Annotated in this window: 10 protein-coding genes; 3 read left to right on the plus strand and 7 right to left on the minus strand. The window is 41.3% G+C overall.

Translation table 11 applies throughout. From position 1 onward, the window contains the following. Positions 1-7: 7 nt before the first annotated feature. Entirely contained in the window at positions 8-1,480 is a 1,473-nt protein-coding gene (locus GD630_RS16610; protein ID WP_143867076.1) for a glycosyltransferase family 2 protein, read from the minus strand. A 7-nt stretch (positions 1,481-1,487) separates the two neighbouring features. Then, positions 1,488-2,660 (minus strand): HEAT repeat domain-containing protein, encoded by a 1,173-nt coding sequence (locus GD630_RS16615; RefSeq protein WP_143867074.1) that lies wholly within the window; start codon positions 2,658-2,660, stop codon positions 1,488-1,490. Positions 2,661-2,984: 324 nt separating this feature from the next. On the opposite strand from GD630_RS16615, the gene GD630_RS16620 reads away from it, so the two are divergent. The 3 genes from GD630_RS16620 to GD630_RS16630 all read left to right on the plus strand — a co-directional run bounded on the left by GD630_RS16620 (position 2,985) and on the right by GD630_RS16630 (position 8,327). Further along, the gene (locus tag GD630_RS16620) at positions 2,985-4,394 is read left to right on the plus strand and encodes an LruC domain-containing protein (RefSeq protein WP_143867072.1); all 1,410 of its coding nucleotides are present in this window, start codon (positions 2,985-2,987) and stop codon (positions 4,392-4,394) included. A gap of 116 nt (positions 4,395-4,510) precedes the next feature. Continuing rightward, complete coding sequence (locus GD630_RS16625; RefSeq protein ID WP_182505776.1) at positions 4,511-5,203, plus strand: DUF6250 domain-containing protein; 693 nt, start codon at positions 4,511-4,513, stop codon at positions 5,201-5,203. Positions 5,204-5,249: 46 nt separating this feature from the next. Continuing rightward, positions 5,250-8,327, plus strand: coding sequence for a chondroitinase family polysaccharide lyase (locus GD630_RS16630; RefSeq protein WP_182505646.1), 3,078 nt, complete (start codon positions 5,250-5,252; stop codon positions 8,325-8,327). A 305-nt stretch (positions 8,328-8,632) separates the two neighbouring features. On the opposite strand, the gene GD630_RS16635 is transcribed toward GD630_RS16630, so the two are convergent. The 5 genes from GD630_RS16635 to GD630_RS16655 all read right to left on the minus strand — a co-directional run bounded on the left by GD630_RS16635 (position 8,633) and on the right by GD630_RS16655 (position 16,761). Then, complete coding sequence (locus tag GD630_RS16635) at positions 8,633-9,889, minus strand: DcaP family trimeric outer membrane transporter (RefSeq protein ID WP_143867068.1); 1,257 nt, start codon at positions 9,887-9,889, stop codon at positions 8,633-8,635. A 54-nt stretch (positions 9,890-9,943) separates the two neighbouring features. Then, positions 9,944-10,891, minus strand: a complete 948-nt coding sequence (locus GD630_RS16640) for a tRNA-dihydrouridine synthase family protein (protein WP_394368238.1) — start codon at positions 10,889-10,891, stop codon at positions 9,944-9,946. 261 nt (positions 10,892-11,152) lie between these two features. After that, positions 11,153-13,753: a DUF4955 domain-containing protein gene (locus GD630_RS16645; protein ID WP_143867066.1), complete on the minus strand. Its 2,601-nt coding sequence runs from the start codon at positions 13,751-13,753 to the stop codon at positions 11,153-11,155. Positions 13,754-13,767: 14 nt separating this feature from the next. Continuing rightward, the gene (locus tag GD630_RS16650) at positions 13,768-15,705 is read right to left on the minus strand and encodes a PL29 family lyase N-terminal domain-containing protein (protein ID WP_143867064.1); all 1,938 of its coding nucleotides are present in this window, start codon (positions 15,703-15,705) and stop codon (positions 13,768-13,770) included. Positions 15,706-15,744: 39 nt separating this feature from the next. Next, positions 15,745-16,761, minus strand: a complete 1,017-nt coding sequence (locus tag GD630_RS16655; protein WP_143867063.1) for a DUF5017 domain-containing protein — start codon at positions 16,759-16,761, stop codon at positions 15,745-15,747. Positions 16,762-16,787 lie beyond the last annotated feature (26 nt).

Raw genomic sequence — 16,787 nt, forward strand, 5'->3', positions numbered from 1 at the left:
TACATTCTTATATTGTTGCGGGCTCAGGATTGATATTGGCATCTTTCTCATTGGCGTTTTCTTTCTTCTGTTTGAATCCTGTCCGTTCCATCTTCTTCCACTTGAAGTCCCTTTTGGTCAGATAACTGAGATATCCCCTTAGAGAACAGAACGTGATGATGGGATGGTAGAAAATCGGTTCCAATATGGAGGCAATGATAATCCATAAATATTCGTACCCTCTTTTATAAAGCATTCCGACGTAGTAATCGTAAGTGATGACCACGATGGACAGGAATTGGCAGAATACGTAAATGGTCAGGTAAATCATCCATGCCGTATTCCAGTTGACAGCCCCTGTAAAAGCCATATAAATGAAAACGCCGAATCCCGTAACCTCAATGATGGGTGCCAAGAATTCAAAGATAAACATATAAGGCAGGGTTAACAATCCCATCTGTTTATAGGTTTTCTTGAAAATCATCTTGTGATGGACGCTCAATGTCTGGAACAATCCCCGTGCCCAACGAGTGCGTTGGCGGTAAAGCATTGCCAGGTTGGGAGGCCCTTCCGTCCAACAGCAAGTGTCCGGTATCTGCACTATCTTGTAAGGCCGGGAGAAGTCGCACATATATCCCACCATGCGGGTAATCATGTCCATGTCTTCCGCAAAGGAAGTACCGTCATAACCTCCTGCCGCAATGGCTACGGAACGGTCAAAAAGCCCGAATCCACCGGATACATTCGGCATCCCGTTGATGGCCGACCATCCCATCTTACCTATCAGATAGGAACGCATATATTCCAGGTTCTGGAAAAGCGGAATAGGGGTACGCGGAGTCTTGACATCAACAATCTGTCCGTCCTTCACTACGCAACCGTTAGCCATCAGCATGGTTCCGCTCACGGCAATCACTTGTTTGTCAGAAGATATAATCGGTGAAATGCAACGGTACAATGCATATTTCTCCAGAATACAGTCCACATCTGTACAGATAAAATAAGGATAGGAAGAGGCGTTGATACCTGCGTTGGAAGCGTCCGCTTTCGTTCCTCCGTTCTCTTTATCGACAACGATGAGACGGCTGTACTTCGGATTCGTAGACTTTAGAAGTCTTTTGAACGGTTTGGTCTTGATTCGTTCGATGTATGCGTATGGTACTTCTACCAGCTCATAATGTTCGGTGATTTTCTCCAAAGTCTTGTCCGTGCTACCGTCATTCACGATAATAACTTCGAAAGCCGGGTACTCGAGGGCAAGCATCGAATTAATATTGTCGATAATGGTCTTTTCTTCGTTGTAGGCGGGGGCAATGACCGAAATACCCGGTGTATAGGGAGATTCTTTGATAATTTTCCGCACATAACTTTCCACATAGTAGTCTTTTCTCCGTTTCAAGGAAATGAAGGAGAGGAAAGCGAACACGACAAAGGATATCGCCAGCATACTCGTATAAAAGAATACGAAATAATTGAAGAAGGTAAATAGTATATCTTTCATATTCTTTTTATATTAACTGGTTAATGAGCGGGTGTTTTGTATGAGCGAATAAGATCGCTGTATGAGAATCGGCTTTTCTCTCCAATTGATCGAATGTTTTCCTGCCCATAGCGCTGTAATCGTAGAGGGCTTTCAGAATCACTCGCTTTGTTCCCCAATTGTCGGCGTCGTCGTAAGCATTGTACAGGAATCCTAAGGCCTTGTCAGTTTTCAGTTCTGCAATAGCTGTGATAATCTGCCTTTTGACTTCTTCGGGCTGCACATGATACATCTCTATTAGCTTCGGCTCCACCTCTTTGTACTTAAGTTTGCCTAACGTCTTTATTGCCTCGCTTCGTATTTCTACAGAACGGGCATTGATTTGCTTGGCGAGAGTCGGGGCGCTTTCTGTTTCATTATAGAGTCTGATCTCATTGATGAAGAATATCTTCACATTTTCTTCAGCCGAAGTATTCACCCATTTAATGAAACTCGGTGTATTGTAGCCTACTTTCCGGCGGTGTTCGAGGATAGCGTGTAACTCCATCATATCCCATTGCCTTAGCTTCATGCTGATGTCTTCATCGAAGAAACGGAACGGGTTTCCCTGACTTAACCACATATATGTATAGCGTGCCGAATTCCTTAACTCTATTTTGCGGTGATAAAGGAAACGCACCAATACAGCCTCAGAAGCGTATCCATTAATGGATTGAATGATTTTCAGAGCTTGTATCTTGGCTCTCTTAGTCCCGAATTGCAGCTCATGTTCGAGGAAACGGGTTATCTGAAATACGGTTTGTATGGATTGATAGTTCAATTCATTGAGCTCATTTTCATGTGCGCTCTTGATTTCGGTCAGTAATTGGGTGATGATACGCAGTTCGTTGGTTTTGGGACGTTTTTTGGTATCATACTTCAGTCTATCGGCAATTTCTTGCTCGCTTATCGTATTGGTATCCAGTGAGATGGATTTCATCTCTTCATAATATTTGTCGTGAGCCTGAAGGTATCTCTTTTTTTCTTTACGTCTCTTAAATATACCGTATATAATATGGAATAGGAGAAATAGGTACGCAATGATGCAGAACATTACAGCAATCGAACATATTCTTATTATTAAAGGATAGCCAATAAACTTGTAATATATCCAGTAGAAATAATATTCTATGTAATCTATTCCATATAATACTTGTTCCATTTCTTTTGATATATTTAGCCAAAAACTTGTATATTCAAAACGAATTCCTTACATTTGTTGTATGAGATGTCTTGTTCTTATGCAAATATAAGAAATAACTTGTATATATTATCCATCACCGATGAGCAAGGCTTTTGCGATAAGTTTTATAGCTACTTGTTATTTTCGATGGAAAGGGAAGAAATTAAAAATAGACGGGGCTGATATATGATTGTAGGTTAAATATTTTTGTGATTAGTTAACAGAATGGGCTTGCTTATGGATGGCATAAAGCGTGCATTCAATTGAGAAAAGGAAGATAAACGGTTATTAAATTTGAGAATTATGACGAAGATTAAAGGTTGGATGTTTGCCCTTATGGGGGCTATGTTGATGGCGACTTCTTGCTCCGATACAGAGTTTAAGAATGGGAATGAGGATGCAGGGACTGCTGCCCCGAAAAACTCTTCTGCGCTTGTGAGTGTGTATTCTGATAAAAGCGGTTCGGAAGCGAGTCTGCTTGTCGGAGATGTGCTGGTGGAAAATACCCGTACACTTAAGTTGAATGTTCCTGCTGCTTGCGAGACGGTGTATATGAAATATAATACGGTGTCGGGAACAACTGCTATGAAGGAGTTTGCGTTATCCTCTCCTCTTACTCGTAGCGCGGATGAGAGTGATTTCCTTTATGAAACCAACCGCATAGCATCGGTTACACTTGCGCTTCCTGAAGATGCGGTACAACCGACCAGTGAGACGGATGCGGGTTATCTTTTCTATCATAACACAGGTGTAGTTATGTTTGAGGACGGATGGCCTACCGATCGGGAAATCTGGTATGATGAAGATTTTAACGATGTTGTTTTTGAGTACGACTTGAAAGTAACTGAGTGTCAAGATGAGGAACGGATGGCTATTCAAGGGAGTAAAGAGGAACTGTTGCTTACTTTGGATGTCCGTGCTGTCGGTGGAATGTATCCTACTACATTAGGTGTTGTGCTGAGCGATTTGGATAGTAAGTATGTAGATCGGATTACGGCAAAACTTCTTTTGAAAGGCGGACAAGGGACTATGAGAGAGCTGAAAAAAGAAGAGCTTTCTGCAGCTGATAAAGTAATTGTGGATGTGCCGAATTGGTGTTGGAATAATGATACGGAAGGTCCCAATCGATTTGCAAAATTGACAGTAGATAAAGCCCAAACTAAAGGTACGGTCATTACATTGAACGGTTTGTCTACATTGGACAATGATAAAGCCGATGAACCGAAAAATTATTTCCAGGTAACACCTGGTCATATCAGGGAAGGGTTGCCTATGCTACGTGCTGAAATTCGATTGATTGGTAAAGAAGGTTTGACAGGAGATGAAAGAAAGGCTCAGCTTGAAGCGTTTGAAAAGTTGATTCTTGACACGAAGCGACAAAACTTCTTTATCGTTGCATCTCATGATAACAACGATTTTGAAATCCACATGAGAGGGTATGAGCCGACTTCTGCTTACGAGGGTACATATAATGATTTGGTTCAGAAAACTCCTTCATTGCAGGGCGCTGATTTGTATTCTAATGAAAGGGGTGCTACTTGGGGAATTAAAGTTCCGGTCGGGACCTGTCATATCTATGAAGTCAAAGAAGGTAAGTCGCTGAAATTTCAAGAAGCTTATCCGGATTTTTACAAATGGTTAGATTCAAAGGGTGCTGCTTATAAAGATTGGTATCTCCATCCGGATGACGAGAAAATAGTAAAAGCTTGGTAATACAAATGCATACCCGATACGTTATTTGAGGTATTTTGTACAATTTGAACCCCTCTTTTTTCGAAAAGAGGGGTTTCTTTGTATCCGAAAGAATGATCTTTAAACTAATACCGTAAATAATGAAGCGATTTTTTATTAGCTACAGTCTGATTACTTTTCTTCTTTTGAATAGTGTGGCGCTTTTTGCTCAACATACTAGCGTCTTTGCGAAACAGTGGAAAATAGAAGATGAATCCCATGCTTTACAGATAATAGAACATACCGATACATTGGAACTGATTGTACCGGGTGGGTTGACTCTATGGTCCTCACAGCGTCTGACGGGTGATTATGAAATCAGTTACCATATCTGTATGGTGATGAAAGGGGGAAGGCACGACCGTCTGAGTGATTTGAATTGCTTTTGGGCTGCCAATGATCCTAAACATCCCGACGATCTTTTTGCTCGCAGTCAGTGGCGCAACGGTGTCTTTAAGAACTATAATACATTGAACCTTTTTTACGTTGGATACGGGGGAAATGATAATTCCACCACCCGTTTCCGACGTTACAGAGGAGAATATTATGGTATTGCAGTTGATAAAGTCAAACCGTTATTGAAGGAGTATACCGATGCGCCGCATTTGCTTGTACCCAATAAATGGTATGAAATCCGGATTCGGGTAGAAAAAGGAATGACTACTTACGCAGTGAATGGTGAAGAATTATTCCGCTATACCCTCACCGGAAACGAAGGAGACGGACATTTCGGTCTGCGCCTTTTGCAAAACCACGTGTTGTTTACCGGCTTTAAAGTGACTTCTTTTTGAGACTGTTTATACCGCATATAGAAACCTAAATAAGATATAAATACCCATGATGAAACAACTCTTTACCAGATTACGGGTGATTACCCTATTTTCATTTTTGTGTTCAGCATTTCTTCATGCGCAAGTCGTGACCGACGAGCGGATGTTCTCTTTCGAGGAATCGAAGATTCCGGATTACATAACAGGTGTCAATTCGCAACTCTCTATTTCCGATACACATTATAAAGACGGAAAACATTCGTTGAAATGGGGCTTTGAGCCCGGAGGGGTATTGGAATTGAAGAAGGATTTAAAGTTTGAAAAGAAAGACCCGACGGGTAAAGATTTATATCTTTCCGCTTTTATAGTATGGGTGTACAATGAGGAGCCTCAGGATGCAACAATTGAGTTTGAGTTTTTGAAAGATGGCAAGAAATGTACTTCGTTTCCTTTCGGAATCAATTTCAGCGGTTGGCGTGCCGCATGGGTTTGCTACGAACGGGATATGCAGGGTACTCCGGAAGAAGGAATGAATGAGCTTCGTATTGTTGCTCCGAATGCAAAAGGAAGCCTTTTCATCGATCATTTGATCACTGCTACGAAGGTAGATGCCCGTCAGCAAACAGCCGACTTGCAAGTCCCTTTTGTCAATGCCGGAACTAATAATCATTGGTTGGTTGTCTATAAACATTCATTGTTGCAGCTGGATATCGAACTGACTCCGGTGAACGATGCGCAAAAAAAAGAGATGAAGTTGCTGGAGAAGCGTTTCCGTGACATGAATTATACAAAAGGTAAAGTATCGGATAAAGAGATACAGACTATCCGCAAGAAATATGATTTCTATCAGATTACCTATAAGAATGGCAAGGTTTCGGGGGTACCTATTTTTATGGTACGTGCTTCAGAGGCTTATGAACGCATTATACCGAATTGGGACAAAGATATGCTGACCAAGATGGGTGTGGAGATGCGTGCTTATTTCGACTTGATGAAGAAAATTGCCGTTGCCTATAATAATAGTACGGCGAAGCCGGAAGTTCAGAATGAAATGAAGAAGAAGTTCCTGGCAATGTATGACCATATTACCGATCAGGGGGTGACGTACGGTAGTTGTTGGGGAAATATTCATCATTACGGGTATAGTGTCCGTGGTCTGTATCTGGCTTATTTCCTGATGAAAGATGTGTTGCGTGAGGCCGGTAAATTGCAGGAAGCCGAACGTACCTTGCGTTGGTATGCCATCACTAATGAAGTATATCCGAAGCCGGAAGGTAACGGTATCGATATGGATTCATTCAATACACAGACTACCGGTCGTATAGCAAGCATTCTGATGATGGAAGATACTCCTGAAAAGTTACAATACTTGCGGTCCTTTTCCCGTTGGATAGATTACGGGTGTCGTCCGGCTCCGGGATTGGCCGGTTCGTTTAAGGCGGATGGGGGGGCTTTCCATCATCGTAACCTTTATCCGGCTTATGCCGTCGGTGGTTTGGATGGAGCGACTAATATGATTTATCTTTTCAACCGGACAGAATTTGCTATCTCTGAACTGGCACATGAAACAGTTAAGAATGTGTTGCTTGCCATGCGTTTTTATTGCAATAAACTAAACTTCCCATTGGCCTTGTCCGGTCGTCATCCCGATGGAAAAGGAAAATTAGTGCCGATGCATTATGCAATGATGGCTATGGCGGGAACCCCCGATGGAAAGGAGGAATTTGACAAAGAAGTGGCAGCCGCTTATCTGCGCTTGGTGTCCGGCGCTTCTTCCGATGATCAAGAACCGGAGTATATGCCGAAAGTATCCAATGCGCAAGAGAAAAAGATTGCAAGGCAGCTTGTAGAGGAAGGTTTCCGCCCTGAACCCGATCCTCAAGGAAATCTGGCGATGGGTTATGGCTGTGTCTCTGTACAACGTCGCGGTAACTGGTCGGCAGTGGCGCGCGGACATTCCCGCTATCTTTGGGCGGCTGAACATTATCTGGGACATAATCTTTATGGTCGTTATCTGGCACATGGAAGTTTACAGATTCTTACCGCAGCTCCGGGACAGACTGTGACGCCTGCTACCAGCGGATGGCAACAGGAAGGTTTCGATTGGAACCGTATGCCGGGTGTGACTTCCATTCATCTTCCACTCGAACAGTTGAAAGCGAAAGTGATGAATGTGGATACATTCTCCGGTATGGAAGAAATGCTTTATTCCGATGAAGCTTTTGCCGGCGGACTGTCACAACAGAAAGAGAATGGGAACTTCGGTATGAAGCTGCATGAACATGATAAGTATAACGGAACCCACCGAGCACGCAAATCTTTCCATTTCATCGGTGAAACAATCGTTTGTCTAGGTTCGGATATTGAAAATGCCAATGCGGAATATCCTACTGAAACCACTATATTCCAATTGGCGGTAACCGACAAAGCGGGACATGATTATTGGAAAGGTTATCAAGGTGAAGGTAAAATATGGATGGATCATCTCGGAACCGGATATTATGTACCCGTTACGGCTCGTTTTGAGAAGAAGTTCCCGCAACATTCCCGTATGCAGGATACCGGTAAGGAGACGAAAGGGGATTGGGTATCATTGGTTGTCGATCATGGAAAAGCACCTAAAGGTGGAAGTTATGAGTATGCTGTTCTTCCGCAGACAAGTACGGTTACCTTACAAGCGTTCGCCAAGAAGCCTGCATATAAAGTTCTCCAACAAGACCGTAATGCCCACATCGTACAGTCTTTATCGGACAATATCTATTCTTATGTACTGTTTGAAACTCCACAAGCGTTGCTTCCCGGTGGATTATTGCAGCGGACGGATACTTCGTGCCTGGTTATGATTCGCAAAGAATCTCCGGAAAAGATGTTGTTGACCGTATCGCAACCGGATTTGGCATTGTATCGCGGTGCAAGCGACGAGGCTTTTGATAAAGACGGAAAGCGGGTAGAGCGCAGTATCTATTCCCGCCCGTGGATTGATAACGAAAGTGGTGAGATTCCGGTAACTGTAACGTTGAAAGGACAGTGGAATATAAAGGAAACTCCGTTCTGTAAAGTACTCTCCGTTGACAAGAAGCAAACAGTACTCCGCTTCACTTGCAAAGATGGTGCAAGTCTTGAAGTCATGCTGGAGAAGCGGTAGTTCCCTACGTTGAAAACTTTGGTTTCCTGCCTTGTAACTTTAGTTTCAAGCGCATGAAACTGAAGTTTCTCACCGATGAAACCAAAGTTTCCGCGTATGGAAACTAAAGTTTCTAACGGCTGAAACTGTATAGCTCCTTCCGCATAAGATTGACAGTAATAAGCTGGCAACGTGTGACAGCAGTTCCTTCTGTCACATTGCCATCACACACTGCTGTCACAGTCTTACAGGTTTACTATCAATGCTTTATCCCCTTTTATGTGACGGATGACAGCAGATGGATGAGTTTAACTTTATGAGAGAGGTTAGAACATGAACATGGCAACCGCTACGATACGGTTATTGCATACAGCATGCGCATCTTTAATTTTCCCGTTCATTGGGTTGAGAGAACCATACCATGCTGTGCTTAACGTATACTCCAGTCCGAACTTCCAGTGAGGAACATTATAAGTCAGTTCTGCACCCGCCGTTACCAATTGGTCGAGATTTGTACCTGTTCCGTAAAGTTGTGCCTTTCCATTCGGAGCATATAATTCGTCGCTTGTTCCCAAGTTCTTGGCGTATCCGACGAAAATTCCCGGTTTCCACTTTTTTCCATAGACAAGGTTGAACCACGAGCTGGAAACACGAATTGGAGTGTACTTCTGTTCTCCTGTACGTTCATCGATAGATTCAATACTGAATCCACCGAGTCCAGAAGCTTGTGTAAGGTTGGAGCCCAAAACGCTTTTGGCTCCGATAAACCAATCTTTATTGGTATATTTCATGTGAGCCTCATAGGATAAAGTAGTGATTCGTTCGTCTACCTTGAATCTCTTCCCATTTCCACCGATAGCTTCCTTTCGTGGTTTCATTGACAGCATTTCGATTCCCGCACCAATCAGGAATCCTCCGTTTTTATAATCGGCTCCTACGTAAATTTCCGGAATACAGCCGTTTTTCAAGTATTCGTGGCTCTTTTTACTTTTAGTGGGTTCATCGGGATTGATACCTTGCGAGGTATATTGGGATTGCCATACGGCAGCTCCTGTCAGTTGGAAGTTCTTATTAGTATAGCGGTAACGAATTTGCGGTGCACGGCTGAATGGCTGGAAGGGTGCTCCGACAGAAAGATTCAGAATCTGCGGAGAAACATCTCCAAATAGTGGATGCCAAGTTTGACCGAGCAATAAGGCCGATTTCCCCCAATCCAGATTGAGATAAGCATGGCGCAGGCGGACTACCGAATAAGAAGTACCGGTACCCCGAAAGTCAGCTTCTATTTTGGCGGAAGTCTTGGCTGTCCCCAGTTTAGGACCAGCCACGTCTACTCCCAGACGTGAATATAAAGTATAGAAGTTGCTGCTTGGCGTTCCATTCAAGTCATTTCCGTCTTCGTCACGTACTTTATCTTTCGGATACATATAAAATAATCCGTCTACGGTTTCTTCATTGGCGCGACTGTTGTAGTAGAGGTCGGTGCGAATCTGTCCGTAAAATTTGAACTTGAAGTCCTTTATTTGAGCAAAACTGCCCGATACCATCATCAGGCAAAGAAAGATTAGAATGTATTTTTTCATCATGTGTTTGTTTATAGACGGGCACAAAATTACAAAAAATAACCGTCAATTAACTTATCGTTGACCAAAAAAGCTAAGAACGGCTTGGTTGTACTTCTGGAGTGTGCCGCTTTTATGGATTGCTTTTAGCAATTTCCGGTCTGCTTCAGGCGCCAGGTATTCCCAGAAGGTTTTCATTTTATTGAGCAGTTGCCCTTCCCCTCCTTCCAATTGTGCGGCATATTGGCTGTATACGGATGTGTGCATGGAGTGTAGTTTGTTCCTCATTTCATCGGCGGATAGTGTGCGGTTCTCTTTGTATTCCAGTGCCAATGCCGGATTGGCTAGTAATCCCCGTCCGATCATTATTCCCGCCAGCATGGGAAATTGCTCTTGGATTCGCAGGATATCTTCCCGTCTTTTTATATCACCGTTATAAATAAGCGGATGTTTGCAAACGCTTTGAAAAGCGGCAAAGCCTTTGAGGTCTACGTCTCCTTTATATTGCTGTTTGCCCAAGCGGGGATGCATTGTTACCTGTCTTAGAGGAAGGTCGTTTAATAGGGGAGCGATGGCGAGACACTCCTCCGGATTTTCCCAGCCTAATCTCATTTTTACGGAAAAGCGGATTTGCGGGTACTTCACGACTATACCTAATAATGTCTTGACCTCTTCTGGATAAGGAAGTATTCCCGAGCCGTTATGCCGTTTGGCTAAAAGAGGGAAAGGACATCCCAGATTGATGTCTGCTTCGCCATATCCTTTTTCAATGAAAAGGGAAAGAATGGTCTCCGCTTTTTCTGCGGACGGAGCAATCAGTTGAGGAACTAAATGCGGCACATGATTGTTTGCGAAATCAATCTCTCTGACGTCTTTATTCCTGAAACTTTCCTTCTCAATTCGTACAAACGGGGTATAATAAGTGTCTATACCACCGAAAACGGTAGCATGCGCATTGCGGTAAAATGCTTCTGTATAGCCTTGTAATGGGGCGAAATGAATGGGTAGCTGTTGCAGTTCCATCGATCTGATATTATTTTCTCTATTACTATCTCCTTGTTGCACTTGCAAAAGTACTGTATTTATGGTTCGGTTAGTGTTATTGTAAAAGAATAATTTAGGGTTAGAATTCAGAAATCTTTCTCTTGTAGATACGGAGGGGCGTTGAGAATGAAAAAGAGAAGAGAAGAACCTCGCGGCCCCTCTCTTCCGGTGTTAAATTGATTAAAGTCTGATTTTCATATACGTTTTTTATCGGTTAGAAAAATTGTGTAGACACAAAGTCTATTTTATAGCGTTTAGCCATCCGGGTACATATCCCAAACGACTTTGAAGTTGTGCTTCATATAATGATTCTGGAGTTACTTTTGCTCCGATACTTTCTTCATAAGAAAGCTGGCTCTTATCTTTGAATGTAATAGTCCCTCCATAGAGACCGATTACAATAGGCGGGTAAATCTTCCACCATTTGTCATTAGGCAACCACCACGAGAAGCTTCCTGAATGTTCGTCAGTACCTGTCACATTCAGATTCCATAGAGTAAGATCGCTTAAATGGTTGGGTACTTCATTTTCATCTCCTCCAGCCCGATAATATACAAGTCCTCCACTGCAATTATCAATCAAAGTGGCTCTTGGTTGAGTAGCGTGAGCTTCAAAACAGGCGTCACTGCCCCAAGTGACGTTCCAAAGAACAGTGCCGATACTTGGTTTTGATACGCCACATCCGTGGAACTGCCCTTGACACTGCTTGCCTTTGCTGTCCTTTCCGGCACTTTCATCACGAACTTTACCGATAAAAATGCGTGAAGAACCTTGAGCACGTACAGCGGAATGGCCACGATAACCGCTGATGCGGATATTATAAGCGGAGCAGTTGGCTGATTCTGCCAACGATAATGCTTCGCTGACACTTTCGAAGTTAACATTACGAACCCATGAGTTGACTACACGATTTAACACCAGTGGTTTATATGCACCGTCATATTGCCAGCCAAATTGGTTTTTATCTACATTATAGTCGTCACCATGATGTGAAAATCCATCTAAAGCATTGCCAATAAATGAGAGATCTTCCACTCCAACATTTTCCATATATTTGTATTCACGGATCTCCCATCCTTCTACGTCATTGTATGCTATATCAATATCATGCATGATAGGTTCGTAGAAAGTCAGAGAAGTTCCACTCACACTTTTTACTTGATGAAACTCGGTGATTTTTACGCCATAGCTGTCGTTTGTATCCATATAGGTTGGATTCTTTGCAATAGCCCAACTGTTATTGATCGTCATTGGACCGATTTCACTTTGTACGAGATCTCTATTGCCACTACGTAAACGTAGTTGTACCCAACTACCACTTTTGATATTCGTTGTTCCATCTACTTTTATAGTAAATGTTCCTCGTGTTGCGTTCTCGGTAACTGATGCTAGTTTCTTTGAATTATTCGGATGGTTGGGGCTGTTGGTATGCTTTATAGTCAATAATGCAGGAGATGAACCTGTATTGGTGACGCTGGTTGGTAAGTTTGGGGTTTCCATAATCAGACGTGTTTTGCTCGGTCCGTCTCCTTTAATGACAAAGTTTCCGGCATAGATTTCAATACCTGTGCTGACGTTATTATTTTTAGAGTCGAGAGCGTCCTGTTGTTTATCAGGATCTTTCTTATTGTCATCGTCATTATGCAATACATAGTCACCAGCGGGAAAATAGATAACGACTCTTGCGTTTGGTTTGATGGCTGATGTATTCTTGGTTCTTGTCATATCGTTCTCTTCTAGAATATCAATCAGTGCTTGCCGGGCATTCATCTTTTTATCCGTCATCCGTTCTTTTACGTTGAACACTTTGTATCCTAAAGAAAATGCGCCTTGCGGCGCACTTTCTCCATGATTATATCCAGCATACGAGTAGTCGAGCAATACATTTTCATTTCCTGTTTTAAACCTTTGCCAGGCAGTTGCCGAATTGGCATCTATTTCTGTTGTGAGCAATTTTACCGGTAGTTTGACAACTCGGCAATAGCCTTCTTTCGAAAATATTTTGATGTATATTAGCTCTTCATATTCTTTATTTTGCACGTTTGTTGCAGGAGCTGTTACAATCAATTCCGTTTCAGTCAGTTTGATACCCCATGTATTGTTTTCAATGACAGCAGTTTCTACGTTGGCCTGTTGCACATTAAAACGTTGTTCTTGTTTCAGCCCGAAAGTAACGGTACCACTGTGTTCAATGGTTAGATAGAAGTCCTTACCGTAAATGGGTACCGTGACTTGACTTTCGTCAGCACGTATAGTAAAAGTTGCTTCTCCTGTAGCTTCGTCAATTTCTACGTTGCTGAATATAGAACTTGCACTGGATGCTGCCACTGTTCCATCAGCAATCTGATCATTTCCTAATAGTTCCCAAGTTGTTCCGCCATCAACTGAAATTTCCCAAAAACCTTTTGCACTTACTCGCATTTGGGGAGTTACCCCTGCGTCTCCGGTTTCAGGATAGGCACTGATAGGATTTTCCTCTTTATCTTTTAGTTCTGTTGTTATACCATTGATTGTATAAGTCCAATTCCCGTCTGTATTTACACTGAATAGAGGCATATCGGCCATATCGACTTCTCCACTGTATACAGTAATAGTTTCGCCATTACTTAGTTCCACTGTATAGTTTCCTTGTTCGTCTTTATTGTAGCCGACGATAAGTATTTTACCTTGAACCATCTGTTGATAGTTACTGATGTCTGAGTTCATCTGTTCTATGCTGGCTTCCAAGTTGGCGACTCTGTCTTTCAGGTCATCAATGTCGGAGCGCAAGTCATCCCGTTCGTCGCACGAGTAAAGTGCGACGAGTAGGCTGATACATATTAATGATATTACTTTTTTCATATCTGTCATCGGTATTAGTTGATGGATGCACCATATTGGGCATATTCTGCACTAGGAATGAAGATACCTTTGTCGAGGTCGAAGGTGCCGCCGTCAAAAGGATTAGAAGTTACGGATTTTAGTTCTTCTGCTCCAGCAAAGGGGAGCTTACCTCCATAGCACATCTGCCATGTATATGACATACTTTTATATACTATGTTATTTACACATATATCTCCTGTAGAGGGATTACCAATACGCAGAATATAGCAATCGTTTGCTCCAGTTGTATTTGTCCAAAATATATTGTTCTTTATAGAAATAGTTGGTAATTTAGACGTATATACCATTGCCGTAGTAGCAGTTTCCATATTGATGAATGTATTATTTTCTATAGTACATTTGGTAATACCTGCATTTTGTCCTTTAAATAAAGAAAATTTGCTTACTTTTCCAGAAATGCAATAGAATATGTTATTCTTAAATACAACATTCTGATATTCTTGACTAGTACTACCTCCTAAAGAAATAACATTTTTTTCATTTGTTTCCTCTGATTTAAAAATAGAATTCTCTATATAGAAGTTCTTAATGGAACGTGTATTTGTACTTAGATACAATAGATGTTTTCCTGGGGCTGGAACTATTTGGCATTGGTCAAATATTACATATTTGAAAGGATTATTGTCCGTGTTATATGTAAATATTTGATTATTTAGCTCTGTGGTCCCTACTATATTTATATTTTTGCATATAAAATGACCTTGACTTGCTGTGGGCTGTATTAGTTTTATTTGTTTGTTAACATTTAGTGAACTTTTAACTTGGGAATTATCTCCGATAATAATTAGATTTGTAATCGTTCCTGTTCCATTATAACTGGTTGTTATCCCTTCCTTAATGAAATAAATACCTTCTTTTTCTATAGGAGAATTGTCTGAAATATAAACAGCATCTTTAAAGGTCTCTTTATTTATCTCTATTCCACCTATTGTAATTGTTCCTCCTGCTTTATAAAGTTCATAATAGCTATCAATAATTTCTATTGCTTTTACTTGAATCTTAGCAACTGCCCAGCTTGCATTTGTATTAGCTTGTACTGTAACCTCACAACTGTTATCAGCCGTAGCACGTGTGAGGGTCGCAGCATTTGCCGGAGCCGTTACACTCAATGTCGCTTTGTTAGTACTTTCGTCAATATCACTAACACTTACTGTCCAACCAGCAGGTCCATTTGCTATAATATTTTCTCCTTTAATTTCAATTTCAGTTGTGGCAGTCTTACCGTAACCAATTTCCCATACTCCATTTTTAAAGCCTTCTGTAGGTTCTACTATTTTACAGATAACATCTTTCACGATAGGGATGGAGATAGGTTCACTTTCTGAAGTTAGCTTGATTACAAAGAAGTCTCCTTCTACCTTAGCTGATTCAAAGAAAGTATCAGTACTTCCTCCTTCACCGGAACTTACGGCAGATACTTTCTCACCCTTTTCGTTTTTTACATCTTCCCATGTTGTACCATTATCATAGCTAACTTGCCAGAAACTACCATCTTTGGTAATTTGGAATTTAGGAGTAATACCATCTGTACCCGGAGTTCCTACAGCCTGTACAGGTGTACCGTTTTGTGTGAGTACAACACCTTCTACTTCCCATTGACCGTCAGTATTTACGGTTATCTCTGGAATTTTCACTGTTCCTTCAGAACCTTGAGTTAATTTAATAGTAGAACCATCGCTTAAGGTCAATGTATATGTTCCACTTACTTCGTTTACATTCGTAATGCTCTGACCACCTTCAAGCAAGCGCTTGATGGCTGTCATATTATCATTCAACAAGTTGACTTGTGCTTCTAGAGAACTAACGCGATCTTTCAGGTTATCAACATCGTCTCTCAAATCGTCAGTATCGCATGATGCTAGTGCAAATAGCGCGAATGCGGTTAACAGGATTGATTTAAAGTAATTCATAGATATATGTGTATTAGTTATTTTATTTATTAGTTATTTTTATTCGACTACATTAATGACTAAATTGCGCGTCACTGTAGATGCATGATCTATATTTGCATTTCTAGCCAAGAATGTTGCGTTGTAAATACCAATTTCGTTATAAGTATGAGTGTAAGAATCCAAAGATTGGGTAATGTCTTTTATCTTTGTTCCTTGATCTGGAGTACACGAATTTACAGCTATTGGATCTGATACTAGCCAACTGTATTTCAAACCAGATCCTATAGAACTGCTTTGTAATATGAGAGTTCCGGTACCCACATTATCTAGATTCCATATACCACTTATACCAGCTTCTGAACCGTATTCAGGATCTCCTTTCATCTTAGCTTGGTCAGAAAGGTTCCATTTGTTTTTCATATTCAAAGGAACAAAACCAAAGGACCCTGCAGAATATTGGGTGGTTTGGCCATTTTTCATTACATCAGTAAAACACATCTGGTCAAAACGGAAAGTGGATTGAGCTGCATTATTTTTTAGTCCTCTATAACAAATAGCTAAAGTGACCTTTTTCCCTATATATTCGGATACGTCAATACTATATGATTGAGTTTTGCTGATAGCCGGATATTCATTGACAATCTCTTTCCACCGGCCATCAGTTTCGAACTGTTCTACTAATATAGAATCATTCTCAAAATTGTCTTTAGATAATCCAGGGAACTCATCCGATATATAAACGTGTCTTTCTGTTCCATTTATATTACCGTATTGTAGATTTATAGAGAAGTCAAGACTGACTTTTTCTAATTGAGAGGGATCAATACTGGATCGTTCGCGATACTGATATTTATATCCTTCTTCGCCACTGAAGAAAGATATAAAGTCTGGATCGCCGGATAATAGGAATTGTACGGGAGTACCTTTTTTCACTGTCACTATCTGACCATCGTAACTGGTATTTTCGTTTGTAGCTACAGATACTTGGAGACCTACCTCTTCATCTAAGCCATCCTCACACGCACCAAAGAATAGGCTCGCCAAACATAGAGCTATTAATTTATATGTTTTCATACTTTAATCTGCTTTTATTAGTTGAA

Origin of the sequence: Bacteroides zhangwenhongii (genome assembly GCF_009193325.2) — a bacterium.
In the GTDB taxonomy this organism is placed as follows: Bacteria; Bacteroidota; Bacteroidia; order Bacteroidales; family Bacteroidaceae; genus Bacteroides; species Bacteroides zhangwenhongii.